Source organism: Clostridium luticellarii (assembly GCF_002995845.1).
GTDB lineage: Bacteria > Bacillota > Clostridia > Clostridiales > Clostridiaceae > Clostridium_B > Clostridium_B luticellarii.
This window is the reverse complement of record NZ_PVXP01000010.1, coordinates 34,997-56,425: the sequence shown is the minus strand read 5'-3', so window position 1 is coordinate 56,425 and position 21,429 is coordinate 34,997. Positions and strand designations below refer to the sequence as shown.

Genomic DNA, 21,429 nt, shown 5'->3' with positions numbered 1-21,429 from the left:
ATGTTAAAAGAAATAACAGCAAAAGCTTTTGTCTATGGGAAAAATATTGATACAGATCAAATATATCCTGGAAGATATTTAGAACTCGTGAAGCCTGAGGATATAGCAAAACATTGTATGGAAGGAGTAGATCCTACATTTAGGGAACGCATGACTTCAGGAGATATTATAGTTGCAGGAACAAACTTTGGATGCGGCTCCAGCCGGGAACATGCAGCTATAACATTATTGCATGCCGGTGTCAGTGTGGTACTTGCTGAATCATTTGCCAGAATTTTTTTCAGAAATGCAATAAACCTGGCTCTTCCACTGATGGTGTGCCCGGGAATAAGTGGAAAAGTAAAAGAAGGCGATGTTCTTGATGTAAATCTTGTTAATGGAGTAGTTTTGAATAAAACTACTGGAACAAGTATAAAAGGTCAAAAACTGTCTGAATATACCATGAATATTCTGGAAAATGGTGGAGTCAAGCCTTTATTCAAAAAAAGGTTTAAAAAGTGAATGGACAAATATGATTTAGTAGTTTGCTGAGAATTTAATAAATAAGGGGAGAATGGCTGCGTTCAATAGGATAAATGTATTTTATTGAATGAACACCAAATTTCTCCTGATTTATTAGCACAGATAATTGTTCATATGAGTTTACTAGGAGGTTAGTCATGTATAAAGTAATGGAAAATGGTGGAGGAAAGATATTGGGTTTATCATTATATATTTTTATACCTTGTATAGTGTTGATATTGATTGTTGCACTAGCAGGGGCACTCCCAGATAATATGATAGGTTCATTGGGATTTTTAATGATGATAAGCGCTGTTGTAGGTTTAATAGGTAAGAAACTTCCTATATGGAACAAATATTTTGGAGGGGGTGCAATGCTTACTTTTATGGTGGGCTCGGGTTTATTTACTTATAAATTATTACCCGCTGACGTATTTGATAACGTTTCTACTTTCCTAAATAAAGATGGATTTCTTGATTTGTTTATAACGATTTTAATTGTAGGCTCTGTTTTGTCACTTGATAGAAATCAGATATTAAAAGCATTTGGAGGATTTTTCCCGGCAATTATTGGAGGAGTGGTTGTAGCATTTGTATTTTGTATGGGGGCAGCGGCATTAGTTGGTATAAAACCTATTACAGCATTGATAAACATTGCTTCTCCAATTGTAGCTGATGGAAATGGAGGGGGAGCTATTCCCATGAGCAAAATATGGGCACAGGCAACAGGAAAAAATTCAACAATATGGTATACCCCGGCCTTTGCAGTGCTGACTATTGCAAATATACTTTCTGTTATTCTAAGTTCACTTGTAAGTAGATTTGGTGAAAAGTATCCTAAATATTCGGGTCATGGCCAGTTATTGAAAATAAAGGATAAATCTGCTGGGCAGACAGAAAAATTTGATGCAGGTGTTCTGGATATTGCAGCTTCATTTTTAGTTGTTCTTTTTATATATATAATAGGACAGTTTTATGCAGATAAAATTTCATTTGTAAATAGAGGTAATATGGGCTTTAAAATCCATGCTTTTGCTTTCATGGTTATCTTTGTAATTGTATTGAACTTGATAAACGTAATACCTAAGGAAATAAGAGCTGGTGCAGATAAACTTCAGAAGCTTTCATCTAAATATTTTTTATTTTCTGTAATGTTTGCAATAGGTATGGGTACGGATCTAATGAATATTGTAAAAGTATTTACCATACCGAATATATTTGTAATAATAAGTACTGTTTTAGGTGCTTTGATAGGAGCTGTCTTAGTGGGACGCTGTTTTGGCTTGTATCCTGTAGAATCAGGAATAACTGCCGGATTGTGTATGACAGGTATGGGCGGATCCGGCGATATCTTGATATTGTCATCGTCAAATCGTATGAATTTAATGCCATTTGCTCAAATAACCTCAAGAATTGGCGGGTCCATGGTTCTTATAGTATTTAGTATGCTGCTTGGGCTTGGACAGTGAAAGTATATTATGGTGCAATAGAGGAAAATTGATGATTATGGAGTTTTGTAAATAACTAAAATTATAAAAGGAAGTGAAGTTGAACTATTATCAGGTTATAGTTCAGTCGAAATAATATGAGTATTGATGTGAGAGATGAATCTTTAAGATTACATAAAGAAAAGCAGGGTGCAATAGAAGTTGTCGGAACTATGCCATTGAGAAATAGTGATGATTTGGCGTTAGCATATACACCGGGTGTAACAGGACCATGCCTGGAGATTGCGCGGGATAAAGAAAAGGTGTATGATTATACAATAAAAGGGAAGACAGTAGCTGTGATTACTAATGGAACAGCAGTACTTGGACTTGGAAATATAGGACCGGAAGCAGGACTTCCGGTAATCGAAGGTAAAGCACTGCTTCTTAAAAGATTTGCAAATATAGATGCGATACCAATATGTGTAGATTCAACAGATCCGGATAAAGTAGTAAATACTGTAAAGAATATTTCTCCCGGTTTTGGTGGAATACATCTTGAGGATATAAAATCACCTGAATGTTTTTATATTGAGGATAGATTAAAGAAAGAATTGAATATACCTGTATATCATGATGATCAACATGGTACTGCTGTTGCGGTATTAGCAGGTTTGTATAATGCTTTAAAAATAGTTGGCAAAAATATAGCTCGGGTGAAAATAGTTATAAATGGAGCAGGTGCTTCAGGTATTGCAACAGCCAAACTTTTAAGTTTGGCAGGAGCAAAGAATATAGTATTATGTGACATAAATGGAGCACTTGTCAAAGATGATAGTACATTAAATAAAGTACAGCAGAAAATAGCACAAGTAACAAACAATAAATGTGAAAAGGGAAATCTTGCAGATATTATTAAAAATGCAGATGTTTTTATAGGCGTTTCAGCTGGTAATGTAGTAACTGAACAAATGATAGAAAGTATGAATAAAAATGCTGTGGTTTTTGCTCTGGCAAATCCTACACCTGAAATATCACCTGATGATGCAAAGGCTGGCGGAGCTAGAATTATAGCTACAGGGAGATCGGATTTTCCAAATCAAATTAATAATGTGTTGGTTTTTCCGGGTATCTTTAAGGGTGCATTAGAAGTCAGAGCCAAATTTATAAATGATGAAATGAAAATTTCTGCGGCAAAAGGTTTGGCAGGATTAGTAAAAGATCATGAACTAAATGAAAACTATATAATACCCAGTGTATTTGATAAGGGTGTTTGTGAGGCTGTTGCTGAGGCTGTTAAGCGTATAATAAGAGAGCAGGCGAAGCATACACAATAATATTCAGTCTTGAATATAAGAAATAGCGGGGAATGAGTGTAAATTTGTGTAAAATCAAATCTATATTCATTCCCAGTATTTGTTCAAAATTTGATTTTTGTGAGCATATTATAAAAGTTAATTTTTTAAAAATGTTGAAATATGATGGGGGATATAACAATGTCTGTTTTTTTATATATATTAGGAAATAATATTATACCTATTTTTGTATTGATTGGGTTAGGATTTGCAATAAGCAAAAAATTTGCTCTAAGTGTGTTTACGCTCAGTAAATTGAATTTTTACATATTTGTACCTGGATTTATATTTTATAATCTTTATACAACCAATTTATCTTACGGTATGCTTATGATCTTACTTTTTTGTATAGTAAATCTGATAATCAACGATTTAATAGCTAGAGTTATTTCCAAAATTCGCAAATATGATTTAAGTCAGGAAAATGCCTTTAAAAATTCCATTATGTTTAATAATACAGGAAATATAGGTGTGTCTCTTGTTACTCTTATCTTTGGAAGTGCACCTTTTGTAATTGATGGCAAGACACCATATCTGGGCCAAGCCCTTACAGTCCAGATTATGATTCTTGTGTTTATGAATGTTACAATGAATACTATTGGTTTCTACAATGCCGGAAGAGCTAATATGAACATAAAAGATTCAATGCACCAAATATTTACCATGCCATCCATATATGTAATACCTATTGCATTGCTGCTTAAATACACTCGAATTGACATAACTACAACACCATTATGGCCTGCAATTGAATATATAAAGGGCGGACTGGTGCCAATAGCGTTGATAACTTTGGGAGCTCAGCTTTCAAAGACCAAATTTGATTTTAGAGACAGTAATGTAAATATGGCAGTTTTTACCCGGCTTATTATAGGCCCTGTGCTTGCGTTAATCTTGATACATGTATTTAGGTTTAGAGGGGTTATTGCACAAACGGCATTTATCTCTTATTCAGTACCAACAGCTGTCAATACAGCTTTAATTGCCGTTGAATGCGGTAATGATCAGGACTTTGCATCTCAGGAGGTAATGGCCTCAACCATTTATAGTGCCGTTACACTTACATCAGCCATATACATAGCTAGAATTTTATTTCCTGTTTAAGATACAATTTAAGATCTAGTTAAATTTTTTATTTTTATGTATAGTTAAATCTTAATATACAGATATTAAGAATGTAGTACTAAATCAATACTAATATTATTCGAATAGATAATTTGGTTAAATGGAGATTCGATGACCAATCATATAGGAGTGTTTAGTAAGTACTCTTACATATTTTAGAGTAAAGGCAGATGAGAGTATATTTGTATACTTGTTGACCTTTTAAAGTGCAAAATATTATAAGAATGTAAAATTAGTAAAATAAGCTTTTGCAGATTAACCTAATTTGTCTAAATATAGACAAAATCTTTTATTTGATTCTTGATAAAATTTGTGTCTACTTCTATTATTAAAAGGAGTAGGCTATTGTCTATAAATTTGCAAACGCATGAAAAACAATTACTTTTTTATTGATGAAAGTAGGAAATTGGAAATAAAGAATGAGACATGAGGATATTACAATGGAAAATAAATCACAAGATAATAATATTATGAAGAAAATTTCAACATTTATTGTCGATAAACGGCAGGGCTTTTTTCTGTTGTTTATTGTTGCCATAATCTACTGCATTATTTCAATTCCCAAAGTCTCAATCAACAATGATATCACTACCTACTTACCGGCTAATTCGGAAACACGTCTTGGCCTGAACGTAATGCACAAAGAATTTACTACATTTGGTACAGCCAGCGTAATGGTAGCCAATATCAGTTATGACCAGGCGGAAGAAATCAGCAAAAAGATAAAGGAAATCAAAGGGGTTTCTTCTGTTGATTTCGATAACAGCAGCAAGCATTTCAAATCGGCATCTGCCCTGTTTGATATTACATTTGATGGACAGGAAAAGGATAAAGTAAGCATTGATGCCATGTCCGAGATTAGGAAAATGCTTTCAGGATATGATTTTTACGTATCGAGTACTGTGGGTGTAGATAATGCGAAAATCCTGGCAAAGGAAATGACCTCTATACTTGTGATTGCGGTTATAATCATTTTGGGGGTTTTGCTGTTTACCTCCAAGACATATATGGAAATTCCTGTTCTGATAATTGTATTTGCTGTTGCAGCTGTTCTGAATATGGGAACCAATTATTTATTAGGCACAATATCTTTCATTACAAATGCTATAGCAATTGTGCTGCAATTGGCCCTTGCTATTGACTATGCCGTTGTTCTGTGCCACCGTTATACCGAAGAAAGAGAAATAAAAGAACCAAGGGAAGCCACCATTGCAGCGCTGAGCAAGGGTGCTATAGAAATTGGATCCAGCAGTCTCACGGCTATTGTAAGTTTAGCTGCTCTCATGTTTATGCAGTTCCGGCTCGGTTATGATATGGGAATTGTCATGATCAAGGCCATTGCATGCAGTCTTGTGAGCGTTCTTCTCTTAATGCCTGGTTTACTCATGCTTTTTCATAAAGGAATTGACAAAACCGGCCATCGGAACTTTGTGCCTGCAATAGATTTTATCGGAAAGCTGGCTAACAAGACGAGGTACGTTGTGCCTTTGTTGTTCATACCTCTTCTGATTACAACTTTTTATCTAAGCCGTCAGACTGAATTTGCCTTTGGTCAGAAGGACATCCCCACAATTAGACAAAACGAAACACAGATTGCTGATCAGAAAATAAAAGAGACTTTCGGGCAGCCGAATATCCTGGCAGTGGTTGTTCCTTCCGGAAATTATGAAAAAGAGGGAGAGCTGCTGAAGGCTCTGAGCAAAATAAAACATGTTACAGCAGTTACGGGTCTTGGGAATATAAAAGTAGGCGATTATGTGCTGACGGATAAGATGACTCCGAGAATGTTTGCTGAACTTACAAATATGGACATTAATGATACAAGGCTGCTTTATGCAGCTTATAGCCTCGAGCATGAAGAATACGGGTATCTGGTAAACGAGTTTAACAATCGGAGTGTAACACTTTATGAAATGTTCATGTATGCATATCAAAAGGTTCAGGAAGGCTATGTGACACTGCCTTCCGATACAAGAGAAAATTTAGACGAAATCCATAAGCAGCTTGTAATGGCGACAAAGCAACTGCAGGGGAAAAATTATTCTCGAATGGTTATTAAGCTGGATTTGCCGGAAGACAGTAAGGAAACCTTTGAGTATCTGCCGACTGTACGGAAGGTGGTATCGGAATTTTACAAGGAAAATACTTTTCTCGTAGGAGAGTCAATTAATAATCATGATCTGGCAACCTCATTTGAAGTTGACGATATAGTTATATCTGTATTGACTCTACTGTTTGTTGTGTTTGTCTTGCTGTTCACATTCAAATCCGCAGGATTACCCATACTTTTGGTTACTACGATTCAGGGAAGCATTTGGATTAATTTTGCGATCCAGGCATTATCCCATAACCGTGTTCATTTTATAAGCTATTTGATTGTTTCAGCGATTCAGATGGGGGCCACCATCAACTATGCTATTTTTATAACAAACAGATATCTTGTGGCAAAGAAGCATATGTCGATTTCAGAAGCAATCAACGAGGCAGTCAATGGGGCTTTCCCGACGATTATGACGTCGGGTTCCATCCTCTCATCAACTGGAATTTTGATAGGTCTCCTCAGCTCGGATCCTGTCATCTCTGCCATAGGCAGCTGTCTTGGGAGGGGAACAATCATTTCCATTTTTCTTGTTTTATTTGTTCTGCCTCAGATACTGCTCCTCGGTGATATTATTATCGAAAAAACAAGATTCACACTGCAGGTGGATACTTATCAAAAAGTTCAAAGTGGCAATGTGCGTCTGGACGGGCATATTAGAGGTTATGTTTCAGGTATGATAAATGCCAACATCAAGGGAGATTTGAAAGGAAAAATTGATGCGGTGATTGACAGCCAAAATACATCAATAGAGCATATTGATGAAACCGAAAGTACAGCACAGGAGGAGAAAAATCAGGATGAAACTTAAAAAGAGAATTGCAGCTTTACTGATAATTATTGCAATATTTATTAATATTGCCGGTATTCCTGCAATGGCAGCACAGGACGAAAAAGTCATCTATATAAATTCCGTGAAGGATCTTGTCAAACTCGGCAATGACTGTTCTTTGGATACATATTCGCAGGGGAAAACAGTATACCTGAAGCGTAACCTGGATATTTCCAACAGTAAATTTGCCGCCATTCCTACATTTGGAGGGACTTTCAATGGTGGCGGGCATACAATCAGCGGATTGAAGATTACAAAAGCAGGCTCTGTACAGGGCGTATTTCGATATATACAGAGCAGCGGCAAAGTTATTAATTTAAATGTATCGGGAATCATCCAGCCATCTGGAAGCAAGCAGGAATTGGGAGGAATTGCCGGGATCAATTACGGAGAAATACTGAATTGTTCTTTTTCAGGATCTATTGTGGGGAGCAAGTCTGTTGGAGGTATTGCGGGAGTGAATGAAACAACAGGAACAATCAAAGGCTGCAGCTCCTCAGCTACTGTTACATCGGATCGCTGGGCAGGCGGCATTACAGGTAAGAATTTGGGTTCCGTTTTTTATTCAACCAATAAAGGCAAAGTTAATGCAGTCTATACGCAAAAGCGTACTCCCAACACGACTGTCGATTCTAAGAACAGTAATTCTGATATTCTTCCAAAGTTCGGTGTGGGAACTGATGCTTCCAGAAATCAAACATCGGAAACTGGTACAGGTGATTTGCTGAATGAGCCGGGAAGTTATATGGATGCCGGCGGAATTGCTGGGCATTCTTCTGGAATAATACAGTATTGCAAAAACTCCGGGGAAATAGGTTATCCCCATGTGGGCTATAATGTAGGTGGTATTGCAGGCAGACAAAATGGTTATCTTACAAACAGCAGCAACCAGGGAGAAATCCAGGGCCGTAAAAATATAGGCGGTATTGTGGGGCAGATGGAGCCGAACCTTTCTCTTCAATATTCAGAGGATACCTTTCAAAAAGTAGGAAGCCACCTGCAGAAAATGTCAGGATTGTTTGACAACCTGCTGGACGATGTACACGGCAGCTCAAATTCCATATCAAATCAGATTACTGATACTATGAAAGCCATTGACAGTGCTTTAGCGACAACAAACACTCTTGTCCATCAGACAACCGACTTGATTTCGGAAGGTAGTGAGTCCATTAATAACTCAAGCGAGAGAATAACAAATTCCCTGGCAAAATCAGAGCAGGTTTTCGAACAGCTTGAAAATGCAGCGGACAACATGTCGGTTGCTGCGAAAAATGCTGCAGATGGATTTGAAAGCTTGCGGGGAAGCAGTTCCAAGGCAGCTGAGGCCATGGAGGATTTATCGGATGCTTTCGATAAATTTGGAGATGGTGCAGATAAGCTTCAGGATGCTTCGGATAAAGTTGTTGAAGCTTTTGATAAACTGATAGTAGCACCAAACGAGGACGAAAGAAAAGCTGCCCTGGAAGATCTGCAAAATGCTCTGGCTAGTGCTCAGTCTGCTTCTCAAGAGATGAATTCCGCCCTTCAGAATGCGGTGACTGCGCTACAAAAAATACGCGAAGAAGATCCTGAAGCTTATGATGAACTCAATCAGGCGCTTGCCGATTTGTCTTCCGGTACTACGAAGCTCATTACAGCTTTTTCACAGATCAGTGCCGATTTGTCCGTTGTTATTAGCAATTCTTTACCATCAATCGATCTTGATGGTTTTGCAAGTGGGATGGCTTCTGCATTGGAGTCTTTTAATGAGGCGGTTGATAATGTGACCGAAGGTTTCGAGAAAATTAGTGGTGCTTTTAATGAAATGTATAAGGCAAGTAATGATCTTGGTGAAGGTCTTGGATCTTTTAAGGACGCATCAAACAACCTGTCTTCGGCACTTGCCAATTTAAGTGATGCCTCTGCAAAAATGGAGCAAATTATTTCAGAATTGACAGAAGAGCCGATTATTCAGCTTCCAGTTCCTGATGAATTCTATTCTGATCATCTGGATCAGCTTTATGACTCCCTTTCTGAAATAACCTCCGGCATTGAAACAATAAACAACCTTGCGGCAGATGCAGGCACTGCGGTAACAAATGATCTAAAAGCGATTACTGCGGAGATGAATAATATTGGTGAAGAATTAGCCAGCTCCAATGAACAAAAGGAGGATGCCAATCTTTTTCAGGACATTTCGGATAAAGAACTGGCCGATGCTAAGGAAGGAAAGGTTGCTTTCTCTGAAAACACCGGTGTTGTGAGCGGAGATGTTTCTGCAGGTGGGATAGCGGGTTCCATGTCAATATTTTATGAATTTGACCGGGAGAATGATGTTCTCAATCCTCAAACTACTGGAACAAAATCACTGAATTTCGCATACAAAACAAGAGCTGTCATTTATCAATCCTATAACAGAGGAGAGATTACTACAAAAAAGAACTGCGCCGGCGGAATTGCAGGAGAAGCAGATTTAGGAACTGTATATGGCTGCCAGAATTATGGTAATATCAAAAGCACTGATGGAAATTATGCAGGAGGCATTGCTGGCAGTTCCCTGTCCACAATTCGCCTTAGCTATGCTCTCACGGAGATTTCCGGAAAAAGCTATCTTGGAGGAATTGCAGGTTCGGGAGAAAATATTGATAACTGTTATGCTTTCGTTAGAATAAACAGTGATGGAGAGCACCTGGGATCTATTGCAGGAGCTGGTGACGGGAACATTACTGGTAACTATTTTGTTGAAAATCAGTGAAATGGGGTTGACGGAATAAGCTATAGTGGAAAAGCGGTTCCTCAGGAATATAATAATTTTATCATGGCAGAAGACATGCCGACTGAATTTAAAAATCTAAAACTCCGCTTTCTGGTGGACGGCAAGGAAATAGCTGTAATTCCATTCCATTATGGCGAAGCCATTTCCACCAAGATATTGCCTGAGATCAAACCAAAATCCAGGTATTCTGCGAAATGGCCTGATTATGATTACAGCAATTTGACTTTTAATGAGACATTTGAAGCAGAGTATGACCCTCTGGTTACTGCCATTGCCAGTAAGCAGACTCGAGGGAAACCTGCACGCCCAATTCTTATAGCGGAGTCCTCTTTCGAGAAGGGCGCAGTTATTAACCTGTCTAAAGCAGAAACGAAAAGCAAAATGATTTCAGTAAATGATCAGAGTATCCTGGAGTCCTGGAAGGTGACGGTTAATGGCCTGCATGACGGCAATGCAAGGGAAATCAAATTTAGATATCTTGCACCCGAAACAAGTGGTAAAATTCATATTTGGGCCAAAAAGGGTTCTGGTTGGGAGGAAGAAGCTTATAAAGCGGATGGCAGCTATCTCATTTTTACCATGGAACCGCAGGGCGTGTTTACTGTTACGATGCAGCCCAATATTTTTCTGAAATATCTGGTTGTCTGGATAGCTTTAGCAAGCCTGCTTATCCTTATCGCGGTATTTTTCCTGATGTACCGCAGAGGAAAATTGCTTCCAGTGCAGGCTTATCTTAAAAAATTGTTTAAAAAGATAGGCAAACGTTCTTGATATTGAAGATTTTCTTTCAACTTGGGTATGTGCGATCTGAATGCTAAAGGCGCTACAGCAGTGATTCATCTTTGCGCCACCCCGGCTGGATGGACACTGAGATGAACGCTGTAACAAGAAATACAAACCATACTGGTGTTTCTAACTTTTTACCAAAAGTAAATATTAAAAAACTTGCATCTAAATCGTTGGCAGCAGCAAGAAGGGGGAAGGCTTCATATACACAAGGTGCTTTTTATAAATTTTATCACTTACTGGCGAAAGTTCTGCCGCATACCTTAGTTGTGAAATTTTCATCAATGTAACTTGTTGTGCTCAAAAATTTTTTTGTTTCTCTTAGCAATGCTCTCCTGTGAATAGCTGATATTTCATAACTATGTTAAACAACTTCGTTATATTAGGACATGGACTATGCTAATGTCGTCCGGAACAGTGTACGATATATTTTCTCTTATTGAATAATTTCATTATTTTAGTGCTGCACAAAGATAAGGAGGTTGATAGCATGATCTTTTATTTTTCAGCCACTGGAAACAGCAAATATGTCGCTTCGAAAATTGCGGCGGAGACAAAAGAAGAACTTATTGCAATTACTGATTGTATAAAAAATCATAAATTCACATTTAAAGTAAATAGCAAAGAAAAAATTGGCTTTATTACACCCACATATTTCTGGGGATTACCTTGCATTGTGCGTGAGTTCCTTGAAAAAATTCAATTGAAAATTCCAAATTTATACCATCCTTATATTTATCATGTAGCAACATTTGGAACCACAACTGGACAGGTAGGACGTATGGCTGATAAGTTTCTGAGTAAAAAGGGATTGTCCCTAAATGGCAGGTTTAGTGTTCAGATGCCCGATACGTGGACACCGGTCTTTGATCTTACCAACAAAGAGAAAATAGAGAAAATCAATCACGAGGCGGAGAAGCAGATTGCGGAAGTAACCGAAAAGATCAAGCGAGAAGTTGACGGAGATTTCAGTCATCGAAAGATGCCTGTAGTTGCGGTCAAATTATTTTACCTTCAGTATGATAAACAGCGGCAAACAAAATATTTTTCAGTAGAGGATAGTTGTATAGCCTGTGGGCTCTGCGCGAAAAAATGTCCGGATTCAGCAATTAGGATGCAGTCGGGAAGGCCGATGTGGGTCAAAACAAAATGTACTCTTTGTCTTGGATGTCTGCATCGCTGTCCCAAATTTGCCATCCAATATGGTAAGAAAACCAAAAAACATGGTCAGTACATCAACCCGAATGTAAAAATATAAGTGGGATTAATACTGGTATTTTTAAAATATGCTATGATATAAATAGATTTTGTTTGTTTTGAAATGGCTTGGTTCAATTAGACCAAAACTTAATTAAGTTGAATATTGCATGGTTCTAAACAGAAAAGTATAATAAATATATGTATGTAAGTAAATAACAGATCAATAAATAGTTTACCGGCACAAGGTGGCAAAATAATAAAATGTTTTTTGAAATATATGCAATAGTTATTGGTAATGCTCTGTTGATCAGTTTTATTGCCGGTGTAGTCTGTTATCTAATGAAAAGAGAATATGTCAATAATATTTAACGAGAGACAGGTGATATTTATGAAGATACTGTTGGCTTATCCGAAGTCGCCGGAAACATTCTGGGGTTTCAATCATGCACTTAAATTTATATCCAAAAAAACAGTGTTTCCCCCTCTGGGACTGATAACTGTTGCCGCAATGCTTCCTGCTGCCTGGGATAAAAAACTGATTGATATGAATGTTGAAGCGATCAAGGATGATGATATTAAACGGGCGGATTTTGTTTTTATAAGCGCTATGGTTATACAAAAGGAATCCGCAAGGGATTTAATAAACAGATGCAAAAAACTCGGAGTTAAAACTGTAGCAGGCGGACCTCTTTTTACCAGCGAGTATCAGGATTTTGATGATGTTGATCATTTAGTATTGGGTGAAGGAGAATTGACTATTCCAGAATTTCTTCACGATTTGGATAACAATTGCTTGAAGCATATGTATACAACTAATGAATGGGCTGATCTGTCACAAACTCCGGCTCCCCTGTGGAATCTTATTGATATGAGTAATTATGCAACTTTAAATATCCAATACTCACGAGGATGTCCGTTTAATTGTGAATTTTGTGATATTACAACACTTTTCGGACGAATTCCAAGAACTAAACCGGTTAAACATCTTATCAGCGAGCTTGATGCCATATATGAAATGGGATGGAAAGGCTCAATTTTCTTTGTTGATGATAATTTTATAGGCAATCGCAAAAAGCTCAAGGAGGAAGTTTTACCAGCTCTTATAGAATGGTTGGAGCAAAGGGATTATCCATTCAGTTTTCTTACGGAAGTTTCCATAAATCTGTCTGATGACGATGAACTTATGAACTTGATGGTTAGAGCTGGATTTAAAACAGTTTTCATAGGAATAGAAACAGTCAGTGAAGAAAGCCTGACTGAATGCAACAAGGTTCAGAATAAAAACCGCAATCTGGAGGAATGTGTGAAAAAGATACAGCGTAACGGCCTTCAGGTACAGGGAGGATTTATTATAGGCTTTGACAGCGATAACAGGACTATATTTAAAAAAATGATCAGGTTTATTCAAAACACGGGTATTGTAACAGCTATGGTCGGTTTATTGAATGCACCCAGAGGAACATTACTTTACAAAAGGCTGAAAAAAGAAGGAAGAATTGAAGAAGGATTTTCCGGCAATAACACAAGCTTGTCAATCAATTTTAAGCCCACAATGAATCTTAAAGAATTAATTAGTGGTTATAAGTATGTTGTCAGTACGATATACTCACCGAAACAGTATTATGAACGGATCACTAATTTCCTTAATGAATTTCGTCCAAGTAACTTTGGCAAGCGGCATATTGGCTTAAGCGAGATAGAGGCATTTCTTAAAGCAAATGTCTACCTTGGTTTATTTGGAAAAGAAAGAAAATATTACTGGAAGCTATTTTTTGGTTGCATATTCAAACGGCCCAAAGTATTCGACCTGGCAATTGCCTTTGCTATTTGTGGATATCATTTCAGGAAGATATCTGAGAAGTATACATAAAAGATTTGTATAGTTCGCTCAAGGTAATTGTGTTTTTGGCAATGGGTTAAGTGAGTTTTATATCGGTAAAGGCGGCTTTGAACAGCTAAAGCCGCTGGTTTCCTTTTTTGCAGGTTTTTCATTGAATCGAATTTATGATTTGATTGCTGCCCATCAGGATACGGTTCAGCATATTTTGAAATTTAACTCCGGAGAAAATTTACTTATTAGTCATTTTCGAATTTATATGAATATCCAAATGCGAAAAATTTTTTGTCAGTGTCAATATAAACATCATTATGAAATTCCGTATGAGATTGTAGCAGAACATTATTGTAATACTATCCTTCTCATTTTGGAATGGAGCTTTTTGAAAAAGAACGGTTGCTCCAAAGTTCAGGCCCATGAATATTTGAAATATCTTTTGAAATCATTATGAAGTGTTTTTATTTGCGTATAAAAGATATATCCTGGCATAGGGTTAAGGTATTTGAAGCCACTTTTAATATTAAAATCTCCCTATTTTAATTATAACATATAAAAAATTGTAAATGTAGACTGTTTGTTCCTAGCTGCCAGTGCTATAATGCAATAGCACGTTAATGCGATTTATTGGAGGGATTATTGTGGAATCCAAAGAAGGTAAACATATGAGTTCCTATGTGCTTGGCTTTAAGGACATTGACAAAACAAAGCTCATGGCTGTGGGAGGTAAAGGCGTGAACCTGGGGGAGCTTTTCAGAATTGAAGGAATACACGTACCAGATGGTTTCTGTGTTTCTACTGAAGCCTTTAAAAGAATCATTGGTGAAACGCTGTCCATTGACGAATTACTCGATGAGTTATCACTTCTGAAAGCGGGAGACCGGTATAAAATTAGGGAGCTCAGCGGTGAAATTCGAAAGGTTATCGAAAACATAGCTATCCCTGAAGACATTAGTGAAGAGATCATCTGCTTTCTTTCCAGGCTCGGAGAAGAAAATGCCTATGCAGTACGATCCAGCGCAACTGCAGAGGATTTACCCACGGCCTCTTTTGCAGGTCAGCAGGATACGTATTTGAACATCATCGGAAAGGACGCAATCCTAAGGCATATCAGCAGGTGCTGGACATCGTTGTTTACTGAAAGGGCAGTAGCTTACCGCCTTCAAAAGGGTTTTGACCACCGTAAAATCCACCTGCCTGTGGTTGTTCAGAAGATGGTCTTCCCCCAGGCGGCAGGGATTTTGTTTACTGCCGATCCCGTCACTTCCAATAGAAAGGTATTGTCTATTGATGCCGGCTTCGGACTTGGTGAGGCCCTGGTTTCAGGCCTGGTAAATGCAGATAACTATAAAGTGCGTGACGGTAAAATCATTGAGAAGAAGATATCCACCAAGAAGCTGGCTGTTTATGCCTTAAAAGATGGAGGTACGAAAGAGCAGGAGATTGGGCCTGAGAGACAGAAGGAGCAAGTGCTGGCGGAGGAGCAGATTTTGCAGCTTGAGCACCTGGGCAGGAAGATTGAAGAACATTTCGGCTGCCCCCAGGATATCGAATGGTGTTTGGCTGATGATACATTTTACATTGTCCAGAGTCGGCCAATCACTACTTTGTACCCCATACCTGAAGCAGATGATAGGAAAAATCATGTTTATGTATCCGTGGGTCACCAGCAAATGATGACAGACCCCATGAAACCATTGGGATTGTCTTTTTTCCTGCTGACCACCAGAGCACCCATGCATAAAGCTGGTGGAAGGTTATTTGTTGATGTCACACAGATGCTTGCTTCCTCTGACAGCAGGAAAATCTTATTAAGTACCATGGGACAACACGATCCACTCATGAAAGATGCACTTATGACCATAATAGAGCGGGGGGATTTTATAAAATCCGCATCAGATGGTAAAAAAGAACAGAGCCCCGGTAAAAGTAATAAAAGTATGTCGTCTTCGGGTTTTCGTACACAAATCGAAAATAATCCTAAAATTGTTTCTGATTTAATTAAGAGTAGCCAAACATCCGTAGAGGAGCTGAAACAAAACATCCAGAGGTCATCAGGACCGGATTTATTTGATTTTATTCTGGAGGATATTCAGAAGTTAAGGAAGATTTTATTTGACCCGCAAAGTTTGCGTGTGTTTATGGCTGCTATGGATGCTTCATCATGGATCAATGAAAAAATGGAGAAATGGTTAGGTGAAAAAAACGCAGCAGATATGCTTTCTCAATCTGTACCAAACAATATTACCTCGGAAATGGGGCTGGCGCTGTTGGATGTAGCAGATGTTATTCGTCCTTATCCGGAAGTAATTGATTATTTACAACATGTAAAAGACGATAACTTTTTGGATGACCTGGTTAAGTTTGATGGCGGACAGGAAACCCGGGAGGCTGTATGTGCTTATCTCAATAAATACGGAATGCGGTGTGCCGGAGAAATCGATATTACCAAACCCCGTTGGAGTGAAAAATCCACTGCACTTGTTCCCATGATTCTCAATAACATCAAAAACTTTGAACCTAATGCCGGCAGGTGGAAATTTAAGCAGGGGCGGCAGGAAGCTTTGAAAAAAGAACAAGAGTTATTAGATGGATTGAAACAGTTACCGGATGGCGAACAAAAAGCCAGAGAAACAAAACGAATGATCTATCTGATTCGGAATTTCATCGGGTTTAGGGAATATCCAAAATACGGCATGGTTAATCGCTACTTCGTTTATAAGCAGGCTTTGCTGAAAGAAGCCGTTAAGCTCGTCCAAGCGGGCGTTATTCATAAAAAAGAAGATATATACTATCTCACCTTCGAAGAACTCCGGGAAGTGTTATACACAAATAAACTGGATTACCAGATTATAGAAAGGCGAAAAGAGGAGTACAAATTATATGAAAAGCTAACTCCGCCCCGGGTTATTACCTCTGATGGCGAAATCATTGCGGGTGAGTACAAACGAGAGAGTCTCCCGGAAGGAGCTATTGCAGGTCTGCCTGTTTCTTCCGGAGTTGTAGAGGGACGGGCACGTGTCATTTTAAACATGGAGGATGCTGATCTGGAAGAGGGGGATATACTGATCACCTCCTTTACTGACCCCAGCTGGACACCATTGTTTGTATCCATAAAAGGCCTGGTTACTGAAGTTGGCGGACTTATGACCCATGGATCGGTTATCGCACGTGAATATGGTTTACCAGCAGTTGTGGGAGTAGAAAATGCCACCAGACTGATAAATGACAGACAGAGAATCCGTGTTAATGGAACAGAAGGATATGTAGAAATCCTATAATGGGAAAAATGTTGTTTTGTTCAAAAAATTCCCATTATAAAATGCTGAACTCCAAGTGAAGTAAGTGCTAAAACCACCCAGCATGTAAAGCCTAATAAAATTGGCTTTACACCATTCTTTATGAGCTGCACGATATTGGTATTTAGTCCTACAGATACCATTGCCATTACAATAGCGAATTTTCCCAATTGCGATAGGGATTTAGTAAATCCCGCCGGCAGTGGAATAAATGTGTTGATTATTGATGCAGCTACAAAACCAAGTACGAACCAGGGAAATATTTTACTTATGTTATAAGCACTCTTTTTATCTTTAGCTTCTCTCTTGGAAGTGTATATAGCCAGCACCAGTGTAATTGGAACAATTGCCAGGGTTCTTGTAAGTTTTACTATAACTGCAAGGTTTCCGGCAGTATTGCTGTAGGAATAACCGGCAGCTACTACGGATGAGGTATCATTAACAGCTGTTCCCGCCCAGAGGCCGAAGCATTGGTTGCTCATATTCAATAAGTGTCCCAGAAATGGGAACAAAAAGGCTGCCATGGCATTAAAAAGAAATATAGTTGAAATGGAATGGGCAACTTCCTGTTCATTTGCATCAATGACTGGGGCTGCTGTCGCAATAGCAGAACCGCCGCATATAGAAGAACCGACACCAATCAGAATTGCTGTTTTTCTATTTATTTTCAATAATTTACCTGCAGCATAAGCAGTAATAAATGCTGCTGACAGTGTAAAAATCATTAAAATAATTGTCTGCTTTCCTACTTTAAAAACATTAAAAAGATTCATACCGAATCCCATGAGAATAATTGAATACTGAAGTAATTTTTTTGCGGTAAAGGTTATGCCACTATCAAGATAGCTTGGCCTTTTCCAAAATGCCAAAATCATACCAAATAAAATTCCAAGTACGGGACTGCCTATAATAGGAAAGGTGTTTCCAATTAACCATGCCGGAATTGCTATAATTAGTGCGAATAAAATTCCTGATAATTTGTGAATTGTCTTTTTCATAATATCTTCCTCCTGTCTGTTTTTCATCATACCTCTTGATATTATGTAAGTAAAATATTATTATTTTATTATTATAATAAGTATATACTAATGTATAAGGGTGATATTATGACGTTAAGACATTTTAATATATTTGTTGCTGTATGTGACAAGATGAACATGACTAAGGCTTCAGAAATGCTTTTTATATCACAGTCGGCAGTTAGCCAGGCAATTTCAGAACTTGAAAGTCACTATGGCGTACGGCTTTTTGAACGATTGTCAAGAAAACTTTACCTCACTCATGCGGGGAAAAAATTGTTGAGTTATGCCAGATATATTATTAAATTAAACAGGGAATTGGAAAATGACATGAAGACCTTGCATCAAAATGGTTATATACGCATTGGTGCAAGTGTTACAGTTGGAGCTTATGTACTGCCTAAGCTTGTGTGGAATTTTCAAAAGATAAATGTTGGGGCTAATATAAAAGTATATGAGGAAAACACTGAAAAAATTGAAAAAATGCTTCTGCGGGATGAAATTGATATAGCGCTGGTAGAAGGGGAAACGAAAAATCCGGATATTATTAACAGGCCCTTTATGAATGATGAACTGGTACTTATCTGTGGCTCTGGTCACAGGTTTGCAAAGCTTCCTTATGTTGAACCTCGTGAACTTGAAAGAGAAAAGTTTATTGTCCGCGAAAGGGGAAGCGGAACCCGTAAAACATTTGAGGACAAGATGAGAAAAAATCAATTGAGCTGGCAGGTTATATGGATATGTAACAATACTGATACCATTAAAATTGCAGTTGAAGAAGGATTGGGAGTTTCAGTTATTTCCAGGCATTCAGTAATGAGTGAATTGGCCTTGGGGATTCTCCATGAAGTACCTATTAAAGATATTAAATTTAAAAGGCAGTTTAAAATTATATATCATAAAAACAAGTATTTGACAGAAACAATGAAAGGCTTTATAACTTTGTGCATGATAAAATACCCTTAATTGTAAATTAAATCCTCAATTGTAAATTAAATTGCACTAAAATAACAATAAATAGATGCTAAAATTCAATAATAATATATTGTAAAACAATAAAATATATGTTAAAATCAAATAAACAATAAATAAGTGAGGTGCTTTTTATGAAACCAGGATCAACAATTTTTTTAAAGATAGTGGTTTTTCTTATTGGAATTATAGTACTTGCATTGTGCATTTTTTGGCTTCCTGCAATAGCTGCTGGAGCAGCAGAACATTATCCGAAGTTGTATTATTGGCCTGTTTTAATAGGAGCCTATCTTTCAGCAATACCATTTTTTATTGCACTGTACCAGGCCTTGAGACTTCTAAGCTATATTGACAGGAACAAAGCTTTTTCGGAATTATCTGTAACAGCTTTAAAGAATATAAAGCACTGTGCTATTACAATCAGTATTATATATGCGGTACTAATACCATTCTTAGTTCCTATGGCAAATGCAGACGATGCCCCGGGCATTGTAGCACTGGGATTGGTCATTGCTTTTGCTTCGTTTGTAATTGGGGTGTTTGCTGCCGTCCTTCAAAAACTTTTAAAAGATGCGGTGGATATAAAATCAGACAATGATCTAACGATTTGAGGTGAATAACTTGGCAATTATAATCAACATTGATGTTATGCTGGCCAAAAGGAAAATGAGTGTCACAGAACTTTCGAAAGAAGTTGGAATAACCATGGCAAACATCTCTATATTAAAAAATGGAAAGGCAAAAGCAATTCGGCTATCGACTTTAGATGCAATCTGCAGGGCTTTGGAATGTCAGCCCGGGGATATTTTAGAATACAGAAATGATTCACGATAATTTGGCTGAATTTGTTTGAGGAGGCAATGTATGAAAATTAAATTGATTCAACCTGCAATGCTGCCAAGACCTATGGATACAAAGTTGAAAACAAGAATGAGTCCTTCACTGGCATTACTCACAATAACAAACCTTACGCCGAAAGAGCACGAAGTTATTATTGAAAATGAAAATGTTGAAAAGATAGATTTTGACGAGCCTGTGGACTTGGCAGCAATAACTGTTACAGTAGATGTTATGAATAGAGCGGTGGAAATATCAAAGGAGTTTCAAAATCGTGGAGTAACAGTAATTGCAGGAGGCATACATATTACAGCAGATCCGGAGGGAGCTGCTGATAATTTTGACGCAATATGTGTGGGAATGGCCGAGAGAGTTTGGACAAGGATCCTCAGGGATAAAGAAAATAATTCACTTAAGAAGATATACTGTGATATGGAAAGTATTGCTGGAAAAGAAATAGTGTCGCCAGACTATCATAGTATTGATGATAAAAAGTATTTGTATACTAATATAATTAGTACAAGCAGAGGATGTCCTTTTAAATGTGATTTCTGCTATAATAGCTGTAAAAATGTACCTAAGACTTACATCAACAGGCCCATAGATGATGTGATTAAAGATATAAATGCATTAAAAACAAGACATATAATGTTTATTGATGATAATTTTATTGGGAATCCTAAATGGACAAAAAAATTATTGAAGGAAATAAAGCCTCTTAAGCTGAAGTGGAATGCAGCGGTTACTTCCAATATAGTGGACATACCTGAATTGTTGGATGAGATGGAGGTATCTGGCTGCCAAAGTCTGTTTATAGGTTTTGAAAGTATAAATGACAAGTCAATAGATAGTGTCCATAAAATACAAAACAGTGTAAACAGATATGAGAAACTTGTAGATGAAATTCACAAAAGAGGAATAATGATAAATGCAAGCTTTGTTTTCGGATTAGATGAAGATGATGTCTCCGTATTTAAAGATACATTGGAATGGATAGTTAAAAATAAGATAGAAACGGTGACTTCGCATATCCTCACCCCGTATCCCGGCACAAAGCTATACTCATCATTGATAGAAGAAGGTAGAATTGTAGATTATAATTTGTCAAATTATAATACTGCACATGTTGTATATAAACCAAAGAATATGACGGCGGAAGAATTATATAATGGTTATTTATGGATATATAAGGAAGTGTATACATTCAAAAATATAATGAAAAGACTGCCCAAATCCAAAAATCAATGGATTCCGTTCTTAGCATTTAATTTCTTTTATAGGAAGTTTGGAAAGCTGACTGAATTATTGTGCAGTGTAGTTTCCTTTGAAAATGTAGGAAGATTCTTTAGGTGGCTGGCCTATTGTATAAAGTAAGTGAAATAGTGAAAA

The 21,429-nt window shown here is 37.5% G+C and carries 16 protein-coding genes; 15 read left to right on the top strand and 1 reads right to left on the bottom strand.

Annotated features, from left to right (window positions below; translation table 11 throughout):
• The 11 genes from CLLU_RS05595 to ppsA all read left to right on the top strand — a co-directional run bounded on the left by CLLU_RS05595 (window position 1) and on the right by ppsA (window position 17,194).
• Window positions 1-501 (top strand): 3-isopropylmalate dehydratase small subunit, encoded by a 501-nt coding sequence (locus CLLU_RS05595; protein WP_106008588.1) that lies wholly within the window; start codon window positions 1-3, stop codon window positions 499-501.
• A 158-nt stretch (window positions 502-659) separates the two neighbouring features.
• The gene (locus CLLU_RS05590) at window positions 660-1,970 is read left to right on the top strand and encodes a 2-hydroxycarboxylate transporter family protein (protein WP_106008587.1); all 1,311 of its coding nucleotides are present in this window, start codon (window positions 660-662) and stop codon (window positions 1,968-1,970) included.
• 116 nt (window positions 1,971-2,086) lie between these two features.
• The gene (locus CLLU_RS05585) at window positions 2,087-3,265 is read left to right on the top strand and encodes an NAD(P)-dependent malic enzyme (RefSeq protein ID WP_106008586.1); all 1,179 of its coding nucleotides are present in this window, start codon (window positions 2,087-2,089) and stop codon (window positions 3,263-3,265) included.
• A gap of 159 nt (window positions 3,266-3,424) precedes the next feature.
• Window positions 3,425-4,387 carry an AEC family transporter gene (locus CLLU_RS05580; RefSeq protein WP_106008585.1) on the top strand — a complete coding sequence of 321 codons (963 nt, stop codon included), beginning with the start codon at window positions 3,425-3,427 and terminating at the stop codon, window positions 4,385-4,387.
• A 461-nt stretch (window positions 4,388-4,848) separates the two neighbouring features.
• Window positions 4,849-7,317 (top strand): MMPL family transporter, encoded by a 2,469-nt coding sequence (locus CLLU_RS05575; RefSeq protein ID WP_106008584.1) that lies wholly within the window; start codon window positions 4,849-4,851, stop codon window positions 7,315-7,317.
• Complete coding sequence (locus CLLU_RS05570) at window positions 7,307-10,072, top strand: GLUG motif-containing protein (protein WP_242977491.1); 2,766 nt, start codon at window positions 7,307-7,309, stop codon at window positions 10,070-10,072. Before CLLU_RS05575 ends, CLLU_RS05570 begins: the two co-directional genes overlap by 11 nt.
• A 63-nt stretch (window positions 10,073-10,135) precedes the next feature.
• Window positions 10,136-10,864, top strand: a complete 729-nt coding sequence (locus CLLU_RS19065) for a hypothetical protein (RefSeq protein WP_242977490.1) — start codon at window positions 10,136-10,138, stop codon at window positions 10,862-10,864.
• A 101-nt stretch (window positions 10,865-10,965) separates the two neighbouring features.
• Window positions 10,966-11,169, top strand: a complete 204-nt coding sequence (locus CLLU_RS19060; protein WP_242977489.1) for a hypothetical protein — start codon at window positions 10,966-10,968, stop codon at window positions 11,167-11,169.
• 200 nt (window positions 11,170-11,369) lie between these two features.
• Complete coding sequence (locus CLLU_RS05560; RefSeq protein ID WP_106008583.1) at window positions 11,370-12,137, top strand: EFR1 family ferrodoxin; 768 nt, start codon at window positions 11,370-11,372, stop codon at window positions 12,135-12,137.
• 330 nt (window positions 12,138-12,467) lie between these two features.
• On the top strand, window positions 12,468-13,949 hold the full coding sequence (locus CLLU_RS05555; protein WP_106008582.1) for a B12-binding domain-containing radical SAM protein: 1,482 nt from the start codon (window positions 12,468-12,470) through the stop codon (window positions 13,947-13,949).
• A gap of 629 nt (window positions 13,950-14,578) precedes the next feature.
• A complete protein-coding gene (gene ppsA, locus CLLU_RS05545; RefSeq protein ID WP_106008607.1) occupies window positions 14,579-17,194 on the top strand; it encodes a phosphoenolpyruvate synthase in 2,616 nt (871 codons plus the stop codon).
• A gap of 20 nt (window positions 17,195-17,214) precedes the next feature.
• On the opposite strand, the gene CLLU_RS05540 is transcribed toward ppsA, so the two are convergent.
• The gene (locus CLLU_RS05540; RefSeq protein WP_106008606.1) at window positions 17,215-18,210 is read right to left on the bottom strand and encodes a YeiH family protein; all 996 of its coding nucleotides are present in this window, start codon (window positions 18,208-18,210) and stop codon (window positions 17,215-17,217) included.
• A 108-nt stretch (window positions 18,211-18,318) separates the two neighbouring features.
• On the opposite strand from CLLU_RS05540, the gene CLLU_RS05535 reads away from it, so the two are divergent.
• The 4 genes from CLLU_RS05535 to CLLU_RS05520 all read left to right on the top strand — a co-directional run bounded on the left by CLLU_RS05535 (window position 18,319) and on the right by CLLU_RS05520 (window position 21,414).
• Complete coding sequence (locus CLLU_RS05535) at window positions 18,319-19,197, top strand: LysR family transcriptional regulator (RefSeq protein WP_106008581.1); 879 nt, start codon at window positions 18,319-18,321, stop codon at window positions 19,195-19,197.
• 140 nt (window positions 19,198-19,337) lie between these two features.
• Window positions 19,338-19,814, top strand: a complete 477-nt coding sequence (locus tag CLLU_RS05530; protein WP_106008580.1) for a DUF2975 domain-containing protein — start codon at window positions 19,338-19,340, stop codon at window positions 19,812-19,814.
• Window positions 19,815-19,824: 10 nt separating this feature from the next.
• A complete protein-coding gene (locus CLLU_RS05525) occupies window positions 19,825-20,037 on the top strand; it encodes a helix-turn-helix domain-containing protein (protein ID WP_106008579.1) in 213 nt (70 codons plus the stop codon).
• Between the two features lie 30 nt (window positions 20,038-20,067).
• Window positions 20,068-21,414 (top strand): B12-binding domain-containing radical SAM protein, encoded by a 1,347-nt coding sequence (locus CLLU_RS05520; protein WP_106008578.1) that lies wholly within the window; start codon window positions 20,068-20,070, stop codon window positions 21,412-21,414.
• The last annotated feature ends 15 nt before the right edge of the window (window positions 21,415-21,429 follow it).